The following is a 19,806-nucleotide window of genomic DNA, read 5'->3' as shown; positions in this document are numbered from 1 at the left end:
GCGGGCTTTCGTGAGGCCCTGAGGGGATCAGGCTCGTGGTCAGGACGGGGCGTCGTAGACCAGGGTGTACTGCCAGAACAGGCGGCGGCGTATCTGGGCGCCGGGCAGTTCCTGCGCGGTCGCAGCCCGGATGTCGCCCAGGGTCTCCTGCGGGGCGGTGGTGGGTGCCGTCATGTGCAAGGGCAGCACAGCGGCGCGGGCTGGGTGCTTGGCCAGTCCCATGATTGGGTTCGCGAGTGCGGCCGGCAGGGTGGCGAGCAGGTCGGCGGGCCCGGCCTCCCGGTAGCAGCCGACGACCACGAGGCGCCCGCCCGGGGTGAGACAGCCTCGCAGTTCCCGCAAAGTGGGCACCAGCGGGAGGTGGTGCAGGACAGCGACGAGGGTGATGGCGTCCCAGCGTCGCTGCCGGTCGGGGTCTGCGAAGTTGGCTTGGACGATGGTGACCGCAGGGTCGTCGGCGAAGCGTTCCGCCGCCGCGCGGGCGGTCGCGGGGTCGGGTTCAAGCCCGGTGACGGTGGCGGCGCGGCGGTGGAGCAGTGCGGCAAGATTCCCGTGCCGCACCCGACGTCGAGGACGTTGCGAACCCCGGACGCGGCCACACGCCGCCTCGGCACCCCGTAACGCCGAACGCTACGGCGAGGAGTACCACGGCACACGCCGCTGTACGGGCGAATCGCTTGCACATCGTGCGCAACTCCACAGCGGGCCGTGCGGGTGGCCGGGTCGAGGGTGACCGTGGCGAGGCTCGCCCAACGCTCGCCGAGGGGTTCGGCGGGGTCCGGGGGCCGACGAACTCGCTGACGAACGACATCCGGGAGGGCATCTCCACCGCGTCGTCAGGTGCCGGTGACAGAGGCGACCTGGCCGAGCGCGAACAGCCGGAACTCGCGCACGCCGAGGGAGCAGAAGGTGCCGCGCGACGGCGCACCGGGGCCTGGCGTCACGTCGCCTCCCCAGCGATGGCCGCGGGTGAGCCACCGGCCGCGACCGGTGGCTCGGTGGCCTTCAGTCGTTGACGATGCAGACGGAGTTGTCCGCCGGGTCCTGTACGTGAAAGCCCCGGCTCTCCTCGCCCTTCATGCGCGCGGGCCCGAGGGCGGCCGGCTCCTTGATGGCGGTCTCCACGTCCACGCCGATGAAGATCGTCTCGGCGTCCCGCGTCGGACGGTCCGGCCGCGACTGCAGGAGCAGGGCATGGCCAGCCCCGTCGAGCACGAACTCCCCTTCCTTCTCCGCGGTCACCGTCAGGCCAGCGTGTCCCGGTAGAACGACGCCATCGACTGCAGATCCTTGCAGTAGATGGCAGTGAGGCCCAGTCGTCCGTGCATGTCTCTCCTCCAACTTACGTAAAGGACAAATGCTTCCAGAGGTGCGGTGATCATTCCGGGCCTCCGACGCTGCTCTGTGTCCGGAGCTCCGCGGCAGGCCGCTCCGGCGTGGCCTCCGCGCTATTCTCACTGTCGGCGGCCAGCGGGGGCACCTTCCTCAGGAGGTAGGTCACGGCCGTGGCGACGCAAGCCATGCCGACGGCGCCGACGATCGCGTCCACCCGCAGGCCCGTGACGAAGGCCCGGCTTGCGGCGGAGAGCAGGCCGTCGCCGAACTGGCCCGGCAGCCGGTCCGCCTCGGTGAAGGCGGCCCCGATGGTGTCCGCCGCCTTCTCTAGGGACGCCTGCGGCAGTCCGGACGGGGCAAGTTCGCGAATCTGGTCGCGGTAGACGAACATCCCGAGGCTGCCCAGGAAGGCAATGCCCAGGGACATCCCCAGCTCGGTGCTGGTCTCCGAGGTCGCGGAGGCGGCACCGGACTTCTCGGGGGCGATGGAGCCCAGCGCCAGCGCGGTGGACAGCGCCATCGCGGGACCGAAGCCGACGGCCATCACCACAGAGCCGGCCACCACGAGGAAGACGCTGGTGTCCGTGTCCACCATGGCGATGACGAGGAAGCCGACGGCGGTGAGCAGGAAGGAAGGGCCGAGCACGAAGCCGGGGCGCATGTTACGGGTGAGCTTGGGGGCCAGCATCGAACCGGCCATGCTGACGACGGTGGGCGGCAGCGTGCACAGCCCGGCCTGCAACGGAGACAGGTCACGCACCGTCTGCAGGTACTGCATCATGAAGAAGCTGATGCCACCGTTCATGATCATGGCGATGGTCACGGCGGCGACCGGGACGGTGTAGGCGCGCTCCCGGAAGATACTCAAGTCGAGCAGGGGCCGCTCCAGCCGGCCCTGCCTGCGCAGGAACACCGCACAGATCAGGACACCGGCCACCATGAACGCCACCGGGGCCGCCCCGAAGCCGTGCTCCGCCACCTGCTTGAGCCCGTAGACGGTGCTGAGAATGCCCGCCAGCGACAAGCCGACGCTGACGAGGTCGATCCGTCCGGTGTCCGAGGTCGTGCTCTCCGGCAGCAGGAACGGCCCCGTCACCACGAGCAGCACCATCACCGGCGCTCCCATCAGGAAGACCGACCCCCACCAGAAGTGTTCAAGGAGCGCCCCGCCGGCCAGCGGCCCGACGGCCGTTCCGCCCATGAACACGGACATCCACAGCGAAATGGCGAAGGCATGCTGCGTCTTGTCCCGGAACATGGTGCTCAGCAGCGACAGCGTGGACGGCATCAGCGTCGCCCCGGAGAGCCCCAGCACCGCCCGCATCACGATCAGCATGCCCGGGCTGGTGGAGAACGCGCCCACCACGGATGCCGCGGCGAAGAAGACCGATCCGATCAGCAGCAGCCTGCGCCGCCCGAAGCGGTCTCCCAGCGAGCCCATGGTGATCAGAGTGCCGGCTATCAGGAACCCGTAGATGTCGATGATCCACAGCAGTTGCGTGCTGCTGGGATTCAGGTCCGCGCTGAGGTGCGGGATGGCCAGGTTCAGCGATGTCATCGTCAGCGCGAGCAAAAGCGTGGGCAGCGCGAGTACGGCCAGGCCGAGCCACTCCCGTCGTCCGGCGCGGAGTGGCGCTTGTTCAGCCATGGGCTCTCTCCTTCTGTGGGTACGGGCCCGGCCGACCGGGTCACACGGGGTGCAATGAGGGTTCGTGCAACGGACCGGACACCTCTGTCCTGGGCATCCGCACCGCCCCGGCGCCGCTCCGGTGTGCGCGGCAGGTGGTGAGTTCAGCCCGTGTAGGGGACCTTGGCCCGCGCGTCGCGCAGCGCGTTGCCGAACCAGACCAGCTGATCGAGCAGGCTCTTGGCCGCGGCGTCGCTGCCCTCGGGGCTCACCCGCTTGCCGCCCTCCTCGAAGGCGCCCCAGGCGTTGTGGAAGCTGATCATGTCGCGCACCGTGACCGCGTGCACCTCCGCGAAGATCTGCCGGAGGTGTTCAGCAGCCCGCAGGCCGCCGCCCATGCCGCCGTAGGAGACCAGCCCGACCGGCTTGGCCTTCCACTCGTCGAGGAACCAGTCGATGACATTCTTCAGCGACGCCGGCACGGAGTGGTTGTACTCGGCAGTGACCACCACGAAGGCATCGGCGGCCGCGAGCTTGGCGGCGAGCCGGTCCAGGACCTCCTGGGTGGCGGCGGTCGGCTCCGCCCCAACCATGATGTCTGGCAGGACGGTGGGCAGTGGGTAGTCGACGAGATCGACCGGCTCGACGTGCACGCCTCCGTGCTGCCGGGCCTGGTCCGCGAACCAGTCGGCCACTGTCGGACCGAACCGGCCGTCCCGGGTGCTGCCGGTGATCACTGCGAGGCGGATGGGCGCATCGGACATGAAGATCCTCCTGTTTCTGGGATGGCGAAGGTGCGCTGCGGAACGGGATGACCAGGGCATTCACCTGGTCTCCACTGTTGGCAACAGCACTTGGTCCGGGCAAGCCAGTTAACGAAGGCTTGTAAAGCGCCATCCGTTCGTCCTGTTTTGCCGGGGCGCGTCACAGCGGCGGCACTGCATCTTTGAGACGGCAGCCGCTGTCGTGTCGGGCTCCGGCGATGCAGTTGCAGGGGCTTGTTACGGTTGCGGGCGTGCGGTCTTGTACTGGCTGCGTTCGGTGCCAGGAGGCGGCACCGACACGGATGGGGAGCGCGCATGCACGTACTGCTCGTCGGCGACGAGAGCCGCGTCTCGGACTGCCTGCCGCGGGGGCTGCGGCAGCAGGGGTACGGCGTTGTCACGGCACACACGGGGGCTCAGGCGCTGAAGGCGTACAGCGAAACGGACTTGGTCCTGCTCGATCTGCAACTCCCGGACATCGCCGGCCTGGAGGTGTGCCGCAGCATCCGCGCCATCTCGGACACACCGATCATCTCGTTCACCAAGGAGCGCTCTGAGCTCGTCAGGGTGCTCGGCCTCCAGGCCGGCTCGGACGACTGCCTGGACAAGCCCTACGGATTCCGGGAGCTCGTGGCCCGTATGGAAGCCGTCATGAGACGCGTCGGTGGCATCGCGGAGCGGACGAAGCTGATCGAGCACGGCGCGTTGCGCATCAACGCCGCCACGCGCGAGGTGCTGCTTGGAGACCGCCTGATCGAAACCAGCCGTAAGGAGTTCGAGCTGCTGCACTACCTCGCCAGCAACCCGGGCGTCGTGGTGTCGCGCAGGCGGCTGATGGCGGACATCTGGGGTGACCCGATGCGCAACTACCCCGCCGGATCGACGGTCAGCCGTACGATCGACACCCATGTGAGCATCCTCCGGCGCAAGCTGGGCTCCAGCGCCTGGATCCGTACGGTCAGGGGCGTGGGGTTCATCTTCGCCGGGCAGTGAGCGCGCGCCCCAGGCGTGATGAGTGCTCGGATCTTGGACTGGGGGCGAGTGAACGACGAGGGACGCGACCCTCGATGATCATGTGATTCCACTCGCAAGATCACGAAGGTCGCGCCCGGATGCCCTCCTCGCTCACCCTGCCCGCCTTCCGTCAAACCGTCACCGAACTCTGCTGTCCAGCCCCGGAGTTGTGCACAGCCGAACATCTCCCCTCGCTGCTGGAGGCCCTCCGGGAGGTACCCGACCTGCGCGCCCCGCACCTGGTCACGCCTGGCCGTTGCTGCTGGGCTGGTCGCCTTCGCCATGCTGTGCGGAGTGCGCTCGGAGCGCGGCGTTCTGCGCTGGGCGGCGGCCAGGGCGGCGGCATTCTCGCCGCCCTGGAAGTCCCCGGCGGCGCCCCGGCCCGACTGCCGGTGCCCACCACCCTCACCCGGGCACTGGCGCGGGCGCACGGTGATGCGCTGGACGCCGCCACCGGCTGCTTCGTGCAGGCCCACACCCACGACTCGCTCGCGGCATCGCCGGGAACCTCCCGGTCCCGCAGTCGGCCGCGGACGGCAAGACGGTCCGAGGCGCCCGCGACGAGGCGGGCCTGCAGCTGCACCTGCTCGGCGTCTACCAGGTCGACCCTGGCGTGATGCTCGCCCAGCGCGAGATGCGCCACAAGCCCCACGAGACCCATTTCACCGCCGCCCTCGATCTGCTCGCCGACATCACCGGCGCCGTCGTGACCGCCGACGCCCTGCACACCGTCGCCGACCACGCCCGCTACCTGCACCGCCGCAGCGCCTTCGGCCTCTTCCCGGTCAAGCAGAACCGGGCCAGTGTAAGAGCTCCTAACGCAACGGGGTTCGCAGGCGGCGCCAGCAGACCAGTGAGCAGGCGAGTTTCAGGAAAGCTTCGTGGATGTCGTCGCGGGTCTCCCAGCGGATGCGCAGACGGCCGAACCAGTGCAGCAGGGCGATGGTCTGCTCGATGACCCATCGCCTGGTTCCCAGCCCCGAGCCATGGGCGGTCCCGCGCCGGGCGATGACGGGTCTGATGCCTTGGGCCCAGACTTGCCGCCGGTAGCAGTCGTGGTCATAGCCCCGGTCGGCGTAGACCTCCAGGGGGCGTCGGCGGGGTCGTCCGCGTTTGCCGCGGATCGGCGGGATCGCTCTCAGCAGGGGCATGAGTTGGGTGATGTCGTTGCGGTTGCCGCCGGTCAGGGTCACGGCCAGCGGGATGCCTGTGGCATCGCAGATCACATGGTGTTTGGAGCCCGGCCGGCCACGATCGACCGGGTTCCGTCCGGTTTTGGGCCACCCTTGAGCGCCCGGATGTGGGAACTGTCGATCACCGCCCGCGACAGGTCCAGGCGGTCAGCAGCCCGCAGCTCGTCCAGCAGTACCTCGTGCAGGCGCTGCCAGACACCGGCGTTGTCCCAGTCCCGCAGGCGTCGCCAGCACGTCATGCCCGAGCCGAAGCCGAGCTCCTGTGGCAGCCATTCCCACTGGATACCGGTGTAGAGAACGAACAGGATGCCGCACAGCACCTTGCGGTCCTCCAGCACCTTCTTCCGGCCGGGCCGTCGTTCTCCCCCTGGCGGTGTCGGCAACAGCGATTCAATTCGGGACCACAACTCATCGTCAACCACCCAGGGTTGAGGGTTTCGTTTACCCACACCCAAGCAACCGGCATGAACGTCTGGAAGTCACGGCTACACATGTCGCGTTAGGAGCTCTAAGAGGCTGGGGCGCCCGTGTGCACTGGGCGCCCCAGAAGTCGGCGCAGGATCAGGCAGCGCGCCTTAAGGTCGTTTGCTGCGCCACCAGCACGATCACGCCGATCAGCACCACCGCACCCCAGATCCACGGAGCATGCGGTGATGGCGTTGCAGGAGCCGCCGCGAAGACTGATGCGAGCAGGCCATAGCCATAGAAGGGTGACTGCGGCGGTTGTTTGCCCGTAGGCTCGTCCTGAGTAAGAGCCGCACCGGTTGACCCATCACCCAATCCTCATCGCCCCTGAAAGCGTTGTCGCCTGGGCGCGAGGTATGGCTCGCATGGAGCGGGACCGCAGCCCCGGGGGGCCACCGTGCTGGATCGGTGCTGGATGTGCGTGCTCAAGTTGCCGTTTTCGCAGGTGGCAGCCGCGTGCTTGACGTTCCGGTTCAATGTGTGAGTGGTTCGAGCAGAGGCCCTTTTACTTGCTTTGATGCAGGTCAGGGGGTTTCTCGCGTGCGGATGTGGTGGAATTCTGCTGGAACATCAAGCGGGGGTGGTCTGGGCGCGGGGCTTGCGTTTGTGCAGGTCAGCGCTATGCGGCGGGACAGTTGAATCCGGTCGGGGTTTCCGGTTGCTGGATATGCGCTGACTTGACCTGACGGTCAGTCGGAGAATTGAGGCGCGGTACACGTCCACCAGGAAACCGGCCATGGCGCCTGCTGCACAGCCAGGCTCTTCGCTCGGACCCCGGTCTGACGACCACCGCGACATTGCTACCCCGCTCCACCTCTGAGCGAGCGCGACCTTGCCGTGCCGCTGACCCCCAAGAAGTGTGGCCGGTGGGGCAGTTCGGGTAAGTGGAAGACTGCGGATCACTGGTGGGAGGGGCGTCGAGGAATGACGGGTGACGGGCGTGCGGCGGGACAAGCGCTGGATCTGGCGGACGCGATCACGCTGCTGCGGGATCAGATTGCTGAGGCCCAGCAGCGGATCGACATGAACGGGGACGGCGGACTGCGCTTCACCCTGGGCGAGATCACCCTCGAACTCGGTCTGGAGCTCGCGCAGACCAGTGGCGCCGACGGCGGCCTGCGGTTCAGCGTGGTCGGCATGGGAGGCAAGCGCGAGAGCACACGTACCGCCACCCATACCCTGACGGTGCCGATGAGACCGCATCTGTCCGATGGCGGCGCCATCGACGTCAGCGATGATGACAGCGACGAGGATGACGCGTAGCGCGCGCTTCGCAGTCCGACAGGTGCGCTGCGAGTCGGACCGGGCACGTGCCCGAGCAACGGTCACGGGGCCACGTGGAGTTTGACCGTGTGGTACAGGTCGGGGTCCGTACCCCGTTGCGACCCGACACCATGTCGTTCGCCACCGGCTACCTGGTCGCACCGCGGCTCGTGCTTACCACGGGACACGTCTTCAGGGCAGACGCCGGGCCGGGCGGCGGCCCGGTGACGGTGCGCCGCCCGGAGGCGGGCGGTGAGCGCGTCCCGGCCACCCCTGTGTGGCACCGCCGAGACGCCACCATCGATGCCTCCCTCATCGAGATAGCGGCCACCAGCCCATGGCGGCCCCCCGAATCCATGCGGGACCTGCGTACTCGCCCGCCACAACGCTGGGGCCAACTTATCGGCGTCCGCCCTCATCCCGTGACCATCTGCGGTTACCCCCGAATGCAGAAGGACGCAGGCCGCCGCCTGGACGAACAGCTCAGCGGCGACATCCACCCCGGCAGCGGTCGTCTCGCCCACCGCTATGAGGTGCTGAGCGCCCAGCCCCTCCCGGCCTTCACGCCGCCTCGGGGGGCAGGGGTGAGCGGATGGTCCGGATTCTCGGGTGCCGCCCTGCTGTGCGGTGACCTGCTGGTCGGCGTGGTTGCCCAGGACCGCCGAGCACAGGTGGGCAGCAGACTGACGGCCACGAGGACCCGCGACCTGCTCGGCGATCCGGTCTTTTGCGAGCTTGTCGCCCGGCACACCGGCTGGGCCCCGGTGCTCGAACCCGTCGAACCCGATCACCTCCTCGCACCCGCCGCCTGCGCCCGCGACCTGTGCTCGCCGGCGATGGTGCTGCGCGCCGACGCCGAAGCCGTCCGTTTTCACGGCCGGGAAAAGGAACTCCGTGCGCTCCTCGACTGGTGCCGGACCGACCCGGACGCCTTCGCGGTGCGCGTGCTCGCCGGCCCAGGAGGCCAGGGCAAGACCCGCCTGGCCCGCCAACTGATCACGAACTTGCGCCAGGAGGGCTGGGTTGCCGCCCAACTGCGCGTGGACCTTCCCGACTGCCCCGACGGTCCCGGGCCGGACTGGAGCGTTCTGGATACCTCCTCACCCTTTTTCCTCGTCGTCGACTACGCCGAGACGCTGCCCCACCTGATCCGCCGCCTGATCGAGCACCAACGCACAACCCGTCACCGAGTCCGTCTGCTGCTGATCTCCAGAGCCGAGGGCGAGTGGAAGACCCAGCCACTGGGTGCCGGGCCCGACACCCGGGCCATCCTGCGTACGGCCCCCACTCTGGCGCTCAAGCCCCTGCTGCCGTCGAGGGCCGGTCCCACAGCGCACGCCGTGGCCTTCACCGCTGCCGCGCGAGACCTGGCCAAGCTCCTTGGGCACGTCGCCGGGTTGCCGCAGACGGACTGGCGGGCGCTGGCCGAGACCGTCAGGCCGCCCAAGGTGCCGTCGCACGGCCATGCCCGCTCCCACTCCGTTCTGGAAACGCAGATGGCCGCCCTAGTAGCCCTGCTGGAAAGCGGCCCCGCTCCCGTGGGCAGGAGCCCCGACCAACCGGTGGAGGAGCTTCTCCTCGACCACGAGACGCGGTACTGGGAAGGCATAGCCGCCTCGCCGATGTTCCGGCTCGACGATCTGCGTGCCACCACGCTGCGGCGCGCGGTGGCCGGGGCGGTGCTGTTCGGGGCCACCACCCGCACCGAAGCCCTCACGGTGACCCGGAACGTGCCCGGCCTGCCGCCCACCCGGGCCACGGACGTCGCCGAGTGGCTACGGACGCTGTATCCGCCACCACCGGGCCACTACTGGGGCTCGCTGCACCCCGACCGAGTAGCCGAGCACCACGCCGTCTCCCACCTTGCCGACCCCGACGACGGCACGCTGACGGCCCTGTGGCCCGACGCCACCGACGATCAACGTCTGCGCGCCGTCCTCGTCCTGTCCCGCGCCATCGGCACGCTCGGAGATGGCAGTAGGCCCGCCTCCGACGAAGCGGGGCACGTCCTGAGTGCCCTGGAGGCAGCCCTCAAGAGCGCACCCCCGAGTCTGCGTTTCCTCAGAGCCGCGACAGCGGCGTTTCCCTACCCGCCGCCGAAGCCGCTCGCTCCGCTCGACCTGCTTCTCCACTACCGCCTCGCCGCCGCCTACCGCAAACCGGCCGCAACGGACCCCGCGGGCAATGCCACCGCCTACGCCTTGGCACTCAACGAACTGGCCGTCCGCCTCAGGGACTTGGGCCGGAGGGAAGACGCGCTCACGGTCATCGAGCGGGCCGTCGTCCTGGAGCGACGCCTGATACGGGCACATGACAACGCCGAGGCCGAACGCGGCCTGGGTACAGCCCTGTACAACTGGGGGCAGTTGCTCTGCGAGGCAGGCCGCTACGAGGAGGCCCTGACCGTCGCGGAAGAGGCGGTTGCCGTGGAACAACAGTGCGTGCGCACCGACCGGTCGGCCGACGAGTCATACCTCGCCCAGGCCCACTTCCGCCTGTCCGTCGTCCTGCAAAGACTGGAGCGTTACAGCGAGGCCGAAGTCGCGAGCCGAGCAGCCGTCGACGGCTATCTCCGCCTGGCACAGGCCAACCGGGCCTACGCATCCAGCCTGGCCCGCGTCCTGATGGATCTGGGCATCATGCTCGAAGATGACCTGGGCAAGGACAGAGAGGGGTGGGCGGCGTTTGCGAGAGGGCTCGAGATCCAGAACCGCTTCGGACGTCTGGGGACCAGGGACCCGCTGGCGGGACTTCGATGACCCAGCCGCACGACGGCCGAAGCAGAGTGTCGAGCCCGGCGACTGCCATCTTCGCCGGCCTCGACGCGACCGGGCTACGCCCTCTGTTCACCGACGTCGTCACCGGTGATGACGCGCCTCGGCGCAAACCGGACCCGGTCTGTTCTCTCTCGCCTTGGCCCGCTTCGCCGTCGCACCAGCCCGCTGCCTGGCCTTCGAGGGCTCGACCGAAGGCGTGCAAACGGCTGGATCGGCAGGCGCTGCCCGCCCCGCCGCACAACTGGTCGGGTCTGCGATACATCGCCTTGCGCACACTATCCGTTCACCGTTGCTGGTTCTGCGCTGGTTACTGTCCCGTAGCGGCGCGTTTTCGCAGGTGACTGCGGCTTCGTCGACGTTCCGGTTCAATGTGTAGCGCGCACGGATAACTGCAGAACGTCACGTACCCGCGCTTACCGAGACCGCGCCCCAGCCCTTGGAGGAGTCCACCCCGACCGATTGCTCACCAACCGTGCAGAGGCGCAGGTGGGGCGTCTGAGTCGCCTTGGCTGGGAATGGAGCCTGGCCCGAGGGCATTCCGCCCCGCCAGGGGGTGTCATGGCGGGTGTTGACCGTATCGCCAGAAGGTCCAGGCTTCGACCTGGTCGTCGTCTGTCGCCGCATCTGCTGCGGACCAGGGTGTATTCAGGGCCTGCTCGTCCTGAATCGGCGGGATCTGGCGATCCGTATCCACCTACGGCTACCTCTGCAAGAAGGCGTGCGTATCGGTCGACCTGGTCGATGTGAACGCGCTACGGACGCGCTACGGATCGGTGTACCGCCCTGTTATGCGTGGCTGACTCAGTGAGTTACGCGGCCGCGAAGCTCGAGGTCGCGCCAGTCAGGGTGCGGAGCCTCTGGCGTGTTTCGGCATCGGTCGAGTACACCGCCGTGCCGATCATTCCTCGCGTCAGCAGCACCTTGTACGTGTTGCGGATCAGTCGGTCCACATCCGCGTCCGGGGTGGACTTCTTGAAGACCGGATCCTTGGACGCTGAACGATCGGTGACCCAGCGGTCGCCTCGCCACACCAGGTCGGGACCTATGATGACACCGCTCCAGTCGTACTCGAAACCCTGCGCCGTGTAGACGCAGCCCACTTGCCCGAAACCGGCCGGATCGGTTGCCCACAGCGCGGCTGGAGGCGCGCCCCCGACGGACCGGTCACCGAAGACGTTCCAGGGCCGTTCCCACTCCCCGATGACGACGTCCGCGGGCAGTGCCTGCCCGGGTGGCACCTTCTTCGTCCACTTCCAGCAGTAGCCTGCGGACATGCGTGCGCTGTATCCCTGCGAGCGGCGGATGTCGAGGAATGCCTCCAACTCCTGAGGGCTGTCCGCGACCATGAGTTGCATCTTGCCGTCGGGTTCCCATGCCACGGGGCCGCCCGGCTCAAGCCCCAATAGCCTTACCACCCAGCGCAGATACGCATCGCTGCCGCCGCACCGGAACTGGCTGCCCAGCGGCACCACCCGACAGTGGAGCACCTTCTTCGCGGCGGCCGCCTTGATCTCCGCGACCGTGCCCATTTCGCCGGGCCGAACGACCTGGTGCTCGTCAAGCAGGAAGACCGGAACGCGTGCCGCGTCGAGGAGGGGGGACCGTTTTTCGGCCCAGCCCGGCGGGGTTCCGGTCGCTGGTTTGTCGCTGGTGAAGCTGATAGCTCGTCACCTGTCATCACCCGTCGTTATCCGTACGGTCGCTGGATACAGCACTGGTTGAGCTTGACGGGACGTCAGTTATGGGTGTTGGGATGGATGGTCGTTTCCCCGGAATCCGCCGTCATGAGCCCCCGTTGACCGCGGTTTCCGCGCCCCCTCGAAGCGGCGCCCCGGGGTCGCAGTCGGCCCCGTAGCCGCTGTTCCGCGGCTGGCCGCCCCCGGGCCCCGGCCGCGTGTGCGCGGCGGCACACGGCGTACGGACCCGCACCGATGCTCGACTGCGGTGGCTCGCCATGCGCTTCCGCCACCACAGCGACCGGGACATGCATGCCGTACATGTACCACTGCCACATCCTGTACCACGAAGACCAGGGGCTGATGGGCCAGTTCGTGGTGGTCGAGCCCGGCGAGAAGCCGGGAAGGCCGGGCAGGACAGGGAGCGGCGGCCATGGCCACCACTGAGGCCGCGCACTCGGCACGGTGCGCAGCTCACTCGCGCCCGCTGATGACCTTTGCCAGGCCGTCCAGAATGGCCTGGAGCCCGAACTCGCGCGTCGTGGTGAAGGACGGCTCCGCGTCGGCTTCCGTGAGCCGGGGGAAGCGGTCGGCATGGCGGTGGATGAGGTCCTGCATGACAGGCCGGGACTGGCCTGACGTCCAGGTCTGTGTGCCCGCGACGGCAGCCCGGTGCGTGGCGCGGATGTGCCCGGAGATCAGGACGATCGCATCCATCCGCTCGCGCAGGCTGAGCGGCGTGCCGTCCAGGGCGGTGAGGGCGCTCTCGCTCCAGCCGGTCTCCTTGGGGCCCATGACGCGGTCGCCCGCGGTGATGGCAGGAAGCCAGGGGTGGCGCTCCCACGCAGCCGACAAGTGCCGGGCGTACTCCTCCAGTCGGGGCCGCCAGCCGGTCACCGGGCCGAGGTCGGGCGGGTCGCCGACGGCAGCTTCGATCATGATGGCGGTCAGCTCGGACTTCCCGCCCACGTAGCGGTACAGGGCCATCTTCGTGAAGCCGAGCTCGGCGGCGACCCGCTGCATGGCCACGGCCTCCAGCCCCTCGGCGTCGGCCAGCGCCACCGCCGTGCGAGCGATGCGGGTGAGGTCGAGCGCGGGCTTGGGGCCCCTTCTCGCCTGCTCACGACGTCCCCACAACAGCTCGGCCAGCGCGTTCGGATCGTCGTCCGCACCCATCAAGTCTCCCTCTCCCTTGTCGGCTTGAAAAACTGTGTCTAAGGTACACAGCGTCGCAGGGAAACAGTTTACGATCGGCCAACCGCCCCCACAACGGCGTCCGCCTGCACCTGCACACGCGCACGCATGCACAAGGAGACCCATGTCCACTGGCAAGCTGATCCACTTCGTCGCCCAGTCCGTTGACGGTTACATCGAGGGGCCCAACGGCGAGTTCGACTGGCCGATCATGGAGTCCGAACTCTCCGAACACGGGCAGGAACTCAACAGGTTCGCGGATGCCTTCCTCTACGGCCGTAAGGTGTGGGACATGATGTCCGGCTTCTGGCCCCGGGCCGAGGAGCTGTCCGACGACCCGCACGACCTGCGGTTCGCGCCGGTCTGGCGGGAGTTCCCCAAGTACGTTGTCTCCCGCACCCTGGAGAAGGCCGACTGGAACACCCGGATCATCAAGGACGACGTCGCCGACGAGATCGCCAAGCTCAAGGCGTCGGGCACCAACCTGGTGCTCTTCGGCGGCACCACGCTGGCCGCCTTCCTCACCGAGCACGGCCTGATCGACGAGTACCAGATCTCCGTCCACCCGGTGGTCCTCGGCGGCGGACAGCCGACGTTCCACGACCCCGAGCGGTTCGATCTCCGTCTCGCCGAGGCTCGGACCTTCGACTCCAAGGTCGTGCTGCTCCGCTACACCCGCGCCTGACCCACCTGTTCACGGCGTAGGGCGACCACGAACGCTTCGACGCCCTCCTTCCTGGCTCAGCCTTCCAGGCCCCTTTGAGGCCCTTGAGGGGCCCGGTCCCGCCGGATCTCGAAGTCCATCGCTGCTCCTGAACTGGGGTGTTGCAACCGAGGCGGTGGTGGACGGTCACCAGGTGCCTTGTGTGAACGTCGTCAGTACGCCCCGAACGACCAGAAGACGCCCACCTCGTCGTCGCTCACCGCGATCAGGCCCAGGTCCTCGAGAAAGTCGAGGCCGTTGAGGTACTCGGAGGTGAGGAAGCCATGGGATTCAGTGCCCTGGAGGCCCGCGGCGAGGAAGTCCGGAGCCGGATCAGAGGCGGCGGTCGTCGCGTTGGTCCAGTAGCGCGCGGTGGGCCCGTACCGGTCGAGCAGGGTTCGGGCATCCGCCAGGACGGCGTCCCGGTCCGGGCGGGAGCGGACGGGGGCGGGCTCCGACTGCCATTCCTCGGCCATGATGGCGAGCGCGGCGACCGCCGCCTCCGCCTCCAGGGAGTACAGGCGTCCGGGCAACTGTGATGATTCCGGGGGATCGAAGGGGTAGGCGGGCACCGTGCGGCGGGTGGCGTTGGTGCGGTCCCAGTCCAGTCGGACCCAGCCCCGGGGGTCGGGGACCGACCGGTGCAGCACGGCGCGGACGTCGCGCGCCCACTCCTCGTACCGCCGAGGGCCGGTAGCCGCGAAGGTGTACGTGTCATCCAGGAGCCGCAGCGCTGCCGCGTTCCAGGGACAGCGGCGGTAGCGGAACTCCCACAGCAGACTGCCCACTTGGCGGCCAAACGCGTCATTCGGCTCACAGGGAATGCACCGGAGCTGGTCGAGGGCCCAGTGGACGAGCTCGCCCCCTCCTTCCGCCGCAAGGCTGACCGGCCCCTGCGGGAGCGGGAGGTCCGTTCCGTCCCAGAGCGCCTCCAGGTGCGCATCGAGCAGGTCCAGAGCGGTCCGGTCCGCAGGCAGGGGCATTGCGCCACTTTAGGCCGTCTCCTCCGGACCACAGCGCGGCCCTGGCCTGTCGCCGACGCTCACTGCGCAGGCGGATGTCGGCCGGATCGGCTTGTCGGACCCGCTACCGTCGCGGTCCCGCGACGGCGTAGACCGCAGTGCTGGCGACCGCGAGGACGAGGGCCGTCCAGGTGCCCGCCGAGGTGCCGGGCGGCAGGGCGGCGGCCTGGTGTCTGCTGGTGGAACGGGCTGGGCCCGGCGCAGGGGGGCCAGCTATGGTCTTTGTGTGGCCGTCGTAGCGATCGTTCGCCGATTTACCGGCCCCCTGGCCCCCGAAGGGCGCCGCGGGGGTCGGACTTCGCCACGTCTCCAGAGCTGAGTCGGCTGACCCCATCGAGCGGTCAGGCCCAGGGGCTGGGGGGTTTGCGAAACCCCGTCCCTGCTCTTGGCCAGGAGGCCGACATGCCCGCTCACCTTTCCGCCGAACAGCTCGCCCGTGACCTGTCCATCCGGGATCTCACCGACCCTGCTGCCGGTCCGCACGCTCTCCAACTCGTCCTTGACCGCGCCGTCGACGCGCTGGCGGACCGCTGGGGTTGCGAGGTCCGCACGTGGCGTGGAGAGCGCATCGTCACCGTCGAGGACAACTACGACAACCTCGGTTACCGCCCCGACGACATCACCCGCGACAGCCGCTACACCCGATACGTCGACGACCAGCGCATGCTGCGCAGCCACTCCAGCGCGCTGATCCCGGCCGCGCTGCGGGCGCTGGCCGCGGACCCGGCCGACGACGTGCTCCTGGTCTGCCCCGGACTGGTCTACCGCCGCGACAGCATCGACCGTCTGCACACCGGCACTCCCCATCAGCTCGACCTGTGGCGCATCACCCGCCGCCCGGCGCCTGTGACGACGGCCGACCTGGACGAGATGGTCACGACCCTCGTTGCAGGGCTCCTCCCCGGGGCGAAGCACCGCAGCGAGGAACGCGTCCACCCCTACACGCTCTCCGGCCGTCAGGTGGACGTGGACCGCGACGGCGAATGGATCGAGGTGGCGGAATGCGGCCTGGCGCATCCGCAGGTGCTCGAGCGGGCCGGGCTCGACGGCGCGTGGAGCGGCCTCGCGCTCGGCATGGGGCTCGACCGGATGCTGATGCTGCTCAAGGGCATCCCGGACATCCGTATCCTGCGCTCGGCCGAACCGTCCGTGGCTGCCCAGCTGACCGACCTGGCCCCCTACCGGCCCGTCTCCGCCATGCCCGCCGTCCGCCGGGACCTTTCCGTCGCAGTCGACCGCGACGACCTGGCCGAAGACCTCGGCGACCGGGTCCGCGACGCCTTGGGAGCGGACGCCGACTGCGTGGAGACGGTCGAGATCCTCACGGAGACGCCGTGCGCGGAACTCCCGCCGCAGGCCCTGCGGCGGCTCGGAGCCCGCCCGGACCAGAAGAACGTCCTCCTCAAGGTGGTCCTGCGGCACCTGAACCGCACCTTGACCGACCACGACGCCAACCTGCTGCGCGACCGTATCTACGCCGCCGTCCATCAGGGCAGCGCCCACCAGTGGGCGACGACCGGCTGATGAGAGCCGAGGCCGGCGCCGCCCCGCGGAAGGCGCCGGCTTGTTGGCGAGTCACTCATCCTCGGGCGGCTGGACTGGACGATTGCCCGTTTCGGGGCAGAGGAGCTGCCCGAGGTGTGCGTGCATCAAGCGGCCGAAGCCGGTTCGGCGGCGTCCTCCTGCACCGGGCCTTCGTAACTCACGCGGACCGAGAGGTTGTTGTTGACCGTGTAATACGGCCTCACCAAGTGGACCGCAACGCCGGGGGTCGCCACTCGCCGCGAGGGGTAGCTGAAGATTCGCTTCTTGTCCGGGACGTCGTCGAGTATCCGAGCGAGACGAACTGGCTCCTCCTCGGCAGAAGGGCGCAGCCACAGGTCCCACACACGGTGCCCGGGCAGCAGGGCGCTGAAGGGCAGTTCGGCGGCGAACCCGCGCTCCGGACGTCGTCCGTCGGCGCCGTACTCGGGTGCGGTCGTCCGCCTGGAGCGTTCCTCACACTCCACTCGCACCGGCGCGCGTACGGGTAACGCCGCCGAGTCGCGGGGGTGTGCCTCCAGGCATGCGGTGGCGGAGAGCTGGGCACCGTAGAGCCTGCCTTCCAGCACTATCGCGCTGTCCTCGACGCGCAACGCCCCTGCCTCCGCGTGCGGTCGGCGGAGCCACGCACGAACGGTGAGGTGGCCGTGCTTGGTGGTGTAGGGGATCCGGACGGCAAGCCCCGCGTGCGCGTCGAACGGTACGCCGTCAACGATGGAACGCAGGTCGTGCACCCCGGGCAGCAAGCGCTGCGGCTCTTCGTCGGCCAGGGCGAGGTACGCGTCCCAGCGCCCCTCCCGAAGCCGCACGGTGCTGGGGAGCGTGGCGCGCAACCTGCCGCCGCCTGCCGCTGCACGGGTGAGCGGCAGCCTGAGGGAGGCGTCCGGGCCGTGATGGTGGCGCAGGCGCAGGAGCACGGCCGCATGCCCCGGCGCATCGGTAGCCACGGCTTCCTTGGCGGTCTCCTCGGAGAGCCGTACGTCGAAGGTGAGACCCCCGGCGCTGTCGGCCGTGCAATCCGCGCGCGGGCGGTGGGATCTGCGACCGGAGGGAGAACCGCCACTTGGCGGGACTGCCACCGCTGTGCCGCGTGGTGACGTGTCGAGGGCATGCAAAGTCATCTCCGCGCTCCTTCCAGGGCTTTTCCCACTCCCAGCCGGACTGTCTCCCGGGCTGCGTACGCTCCGCCGACGAGGGTGCCGCGTGCTCGGTGAAGCGTGCCGGCCCGGCGGTTCACCAGTGAGGTCAGCAGGTCCTCGTAACGGGCGGCCACGTGCGCGGGGTCGAAGCGCGCCGACGCGGTGAGCGCGGCCCTTCCCATCCGCACACGGAGTGCCTCATCGTTGATGAGGCGGAGCAGCGCACCGGAAATCGCGCTCACATCACCTGTCGGAACCAGGAGTCCGTCCTTGCCGTCGCGGATGATCTCTCCTGGCCCGTGCGGGCAGTCGGTTGCCACGACCGGGAGGCCGCACCGCATCGCCTCGACAATGGTCATGCCGAAGGATTCGAGGCTCGACGTGACCGCGCAGATCGCTCCCTTCGCCCATTCGGCCTCGATGGGATGCGCCGAGCCCATCAGGAAGACGTGGTTGTAGAGGCCGAGTTCGTCGATGAGATTCCTCAACTTGTCGCGCTCGCGGCCGTGGCCGTAGATGCGCAGGCCCCAGTCGGGACGTTCGCGTACGACCTCGGCGAAGGCACGTATCAGCACGTCGTAGCGCTTGGCGGGGGCGAGCCGGCCCGCGGCGACGACCCACTTGCCGCTGCCGTCCGCGGGACTGACCTGCGGCTTGGGCACGCTGTTGGGGAGCCCTTCGACGCGCACGCCGGGCAGCCGCAGGGTACTGCGGTAGTCGCGGGCGTCGGCTTCGGTCACCGTGGTGACCGCGTCCAGCCGGGGATAGGTGCGGCGCAGCAGCAGCTTCAGCCGCGCGGAGTGCGTGGCAAGCGTGAGGTGCTCCTGTCCCAGCCGCACGGGGCCACGGCGCGTCTGCCGGGCCACATGCACGTTGAGTCCGGGCCGGGTGCCTACGACGACGTCCGCCTCGGTGCTGCTCAGATATTCACCGATCCGGCGGTCCGTCAACGCGCTGTGCTGGGAGAACTGGCCGTCGGCAGCGGGGAAGACCCGTGCAGGGCGGGCGTGTTCGGGATCACCGCCGTCATAGGTCGGACTGTGCCGACGCATGTCGACCAGCGACGTCAGCCGTACGCCGTTGCCCGGCTCGAAGAACGGCCTGTCCCGGTACCGGAAGACCGACACGACCTCGACCTCGTGCTGCTCGGCGAGCGCCTGCGCCAGATTGAAGGTGGTGCGGACTGTTCCGCCCATTCCGTACGCGCTGAAGATCAGAAACGAGAGGTGCATAGTTCCTCAAATCCCTAGGTGTTGATCTCAGAGCGGCCCATGTCGGTCACGGCCCGAACGGGAGGGAGAAAGTGCCGCATCGTCGTCCCGGTGGGTGCGCCCGTGTTCGGCGGCTTCGTCCCGGCACGCTGATCCCCCCTGGGCCGGGGCGCCCTGAAGCGCTGAGCTGTCCGGCGCGGCGGTGTCAGCTGGCGTAGGGGACCGCGTCAGCGGGGTCGGCGTGCCAGTTGGTGGTGATGGGCTCGTCAACCAGAGTGGTCTCGGGGAGCTTGAGGGTGACGGGGTTGGTCTTGTCGCCGGCGACGGCGATCGCGAGCCGGCCGGACTCCTCGCCGTCATCGTTGTTGGTGCTCTTGGGGCTGATGCCGGCGTAGGCGGCGGTGGAGCCGGAGAGCTTGACGGGGTCGGTGACGCCGTGTTCGGCGGGAGATGCCTTGCCGGTGCCGGATCCGAACGAAGCGGAGGGGATGGTGCCCTCCAGGTAGCAGGTGACGCCGGGCTTGGCCTCGGCGGTGACGAGGAAGTAGCCGCCGGCCTGCGTCTCCTCGCTGACCGAGAAGGTCAGGTCACCGGTGGCGCAGGTCCGCTCCGCGCCGTTCTTCTGGACGGCGCCGATCTCGCTCCCTTTGCTGCCGGCATCGGCGCTGGCGGTGGCGGCGGCAGCGGTGGTGAGGGCTGTCGCCGCGGCGGCGGCCAGAACGAGTCGGGTGGAGCGGGTGGCAAGTCGTGAACGCATCGGGTTCCCCCCATTTACTGCTGTTGCGGTGGTCTGTACGTGAAGTTCGATGACGACCCCGCGTGGAAAGTTCACGACATACGGCAAGTTTCTGATGCCCGTCATCAAGATGGAGGAGTTGCCC

At 68.9% G+C, this 19,806-nt stretch carries 18 protein-coding genes and 1 pseudogene; 8 read left to right on the top strand and 11 right to left on the bottom strand.

Annotated features, from left to right (window positions below; translation table 11 throughout):
• Window positions 1-39: 39 nt before the first annotated feature.
• Window positions 40-561 (bottom strand): class I SAM-dependent methyltransferase, encoded by a 522-nt coding sequence (locus tag ACTWQF_RS03070; RefSeq protein WP_443276781.1) that lies wholly within the window; start codon window positions 559-561, stop codon window positions 40-42.
• 125 nt (window positions 562-686) lie between these two features.
• Between ACTWQF_RS03070 and ACTWQF_RS03065 the strand changes: the two genes are divergently transcribed.
• Complete coding sequence (locus ACTWQF_RS03065; RefSeq protein WP_443276779.1) at window positions 687-1,016, top strand: hypothetical protein; 330 nt, start codon at window positions 687-689, stop codon at window positions 1,014-1,016.
• On the opposite strand, the gene ACTWQF_RS03060 is transcribed toward ACTWQF_RS03065, so the two are convergent.
• The 3 genes from ACTWQF_RS03060 to ACTWQF_RS03050 all read right to left on the bottom strand — a co-directional run bounded on the left by ACTWQF_RS03060 (window position 1,006) and on the right by ACTWQF_RS03050 (window position 3,726).
• A complete protein-coding gene (locus ACTWQF_RS03060; protein WP_443276777.1) occupies window positions 1,006-1,242 on the bottom strand; it encodes a hypothetical protein in 237 nt (78 codons plus the stop codon). The genes ACTWQF_RS03065 and ACTWQF_RS03060 overlap by 11 nt on opposite strands.
• Window positions 1,243-1,378: 136 nt before the next feature.
• Entirely contained in the window at window positions 1,379-2,983 is a 1,605-nt protein-coding gene (locus ACTWQF_RS03055) for an MFS transporter (RefSeq protein ID WP_443276775.1), read from the bottom strand.
• A 143-nt stretch (window positions 2,984-3,126) separates the two neighbouring features.
• Window positions 3,127-3,726, bottom strand: coding sequence for an NADPH-dependent FMN reductase (locus ACTWQF_RS03050; protein ID WP_443276773.1), 600 nt, complete (start codon window positions 3,724-3,726; stop codon window positions 3,127-3,129).
• A gap of 315 nt (window positions 3,727-4,041) precedes the next feature.
• Here ACTWQF_RS03050 and ACTWQF_RS03045 point away from each other — a divergent pair, with 315 nt between their 5' ends.
• Both ACTWQF_RS03045 and ACTWQF_RS03040 read left to right on the top strand, forming a co-directional pair.
• Window positions 4,042-4,719, top strand: coding sequence for a response regulator transcription factor (locus ACTWQF_RS03045; RefSeq protein WP_443276771.1), 678 nt, complete (start codon window positions 4,042-4,044; stop codon window positions 4,717-4,719).
• A 119-nt stretch (window positions 4,720-4,838) separates the two neighbouring features.
• Entirely contained in the window at window positions 4,839-5,357 is a 519-nt protein-coding gene (locus ACTWQF_RS03040) for a hypothetical protein (RefSeq protein ID WP_443276769.1), read from the top strand.
• Between the two features lie 198 nt (window positions 5,358-5,555).
• Here the strand turns inward: ACTWQF_RS03040 and ACTWQF_RS03035 are convergent.
• A protein-coding gene (locus tag ACTWQF_RS03035) for an IS5 family transposase (protein WP_443277550.1) occupies window positions 5,556-6,355 on the bottom strand; the annotation gives its coding sequence in 2 pieces (ribosomal slippage) (window positions 5,556-6,019 and window positions 6,019-6,355; 801 coding nt in all).
• A 967-nt stretch (window positions 6,356-7,322) separates the two neighbouring features.
• Here ACTWQF_RS03035 and ACTWQF_RS03030 point away from each other — a divergent pair.
• Entirely contained in the window at window positions 7,323-7,661 is a 339-nt protein-coding gene (locus tag ACTWQF_RS03030) for a trypco2 family protein (RefSeq protein WP_443276767.1), read from the top strand.
• A gap of 89 nt (window positions 7,662-7,750) precedes the next feature.
• The gene (locus tag ACTWQF_RS03025) at window positions 7,751-10,420 is read left to right on the top strand and encodes a hypothetical protein (RefSeq protein ID WP_443276765.1); all 2,670 of its coding nucleotides are present in this window, start codon (window positions 7,751-7,753) and stop codon (window positions 10,418-10,420) included.
• A gap of 827 nt (window positions 10,421-11,247) precedes the next feature.
• Here the strand turns inward: ACTWQF_RS03025 and ACTWQF_RS03020 are convergent.
• Window positions 11,248-12,033 (bottom strand): annotated as a pseudogene (locus tag ACTWQF_RS03020) (DNA/RNA helicase domain-containing protein); the annotation flags it as partial.
• 393 nt (window positions 12,034-12,426) lie between these two features.
• Between ACTWQF_RS03020 and ACTWQF_RS03015 the strand changes: the two are divergent.
• A complete protein-coding gene (locus ACTWQF_RS03015) occupies window positions 12,427-12,561 on the top strand; it encodes a multicopper oxidase domain-containing protein (RefSeq protein ID WP_443276763.1) in 135 nt (44 codons plus the stop codon).
• Window positions 12,562-12,588: 27 nt separating this feature from the next.
• On the opposite strand, the gene ACTWQF_RS03010 is transcribed toward ACTWQF_RS03015, so the two are convergent.
• Window positions 12,589-13,290: a TetR/AcrR family transcriptional regulator gene (locus tag ACTWQF_RS03010; protein WP_443276761.1), complete on the bottom strand. Its 702-nt coding sequence runs from the start codon at window positions 13,288-13,290 to the stop codon at window positions 12,589-12,591.
• 142 nt (window positions 13,291-13,432) lie between these two features.
• On the opposite strand from ACTWQF_RS03010, the gene ACTWQF_RS03005 reads away from it, so the two are divergent.
• Complete coding sequence (locus tag ACTWQF_RS03005) at window positions 13,433-13,993, top strand: dihydrofolate reductase family protein (RefSeq protein WP_443276759.1); 561 nt, start codon at window positions 13,433-13,435, stop codon at window positions 13,991-13,993.
• Between the two features lie 191 nt (window positions 13,994-14,184).
• On the opposite strand, the gene ACTWQF_RS03000 is transcribed toward ACTWQF_RS03005, so the two are convergent.
• Entirely contained in the window at window positions 14,185-14,994 is an 810-nt protein-coding gene (locus tag ACTWQF_RS03000; protein WP_443276757.1) for a hypothetical protein, read from the bottom strand.
• Window positions 14,995-15,435: 441 nt separating this feature from the next.
• Between ACTWQF_RS03000 and srmL the strand changes: the two genes are divergently transcribed.
• A complete protein-coding gene (gene srmL, locus ACTWQF_RS02995) occupies window positions 15,436-16,557 on the top strand; it encodes a PheS-related mystery ligase SrmL (RefSeq protein WP_443276755.1) in 1,122 nt (373 codons plus the stop codon).
• 125 nt (window positions 16,558-16,682) lie between these two features.
• Here the strand turns inward: srmL and ACTWQF_RS02990 are convergent, their stop codons facing one another.
• From ACTWQF_RS02990 to ACTWQF_RS02980, 3 genes are all read right to left on the bottom strand, one after another.
• Window positions 16,683-17,696 carry a hypothetical protein gene (locus ACTWQF_RS02990; RefSeq protein WP_443276753.1) on the bottom strand — a complete coding sequence of 338 codons (1,014 nt, stop codon included), beginning with the start codon at window positions 17,694-17,696 and terminating at the stop codon, window positions 16,683-16,685.
• Window positions 17,693-18,946, bottom strand: a complete 1,254-nt coding sequence (locus ACTWQF_RS02985; protein WP_443276751.1) for a glycosyltransferase family 4 protein — start codon at window positions 18,944-18,946, stop codon at window positions 17,693-17,695. The genes ACTWQF_RS02990 and ACTWQF_RS02985 overlap by 4 nt, the downstream gene beginning before the upstream one ends.
• Window positions 18,947-19,130: 184 nt before the next feature.
• Entirely contained in the window at window positions 19,131-19,682 is a 552-nt protein-coding gene (locus ACTWQF_RS02980; protein ID WP_443276749.1) for a DUF4232 domain-containing protein, read from the bottom strand.
• Window positions 19,683-19,806: the final 124 nt, after the last annotated feature.

The organism is Streptomyces sp. 8N114 (assembly GCF_052245835.1).
Classification (GTDB): Bacteria; Actinomycetota; Actinomycetes; order Streptomycetales; family Streptomycetaceae; genus Streptomyces.
The sequence above is the reverse complement of the archived record's forward strand: the minus strand, read 5'-3'. Positions and strand labels throughout refer to the sequence as shown.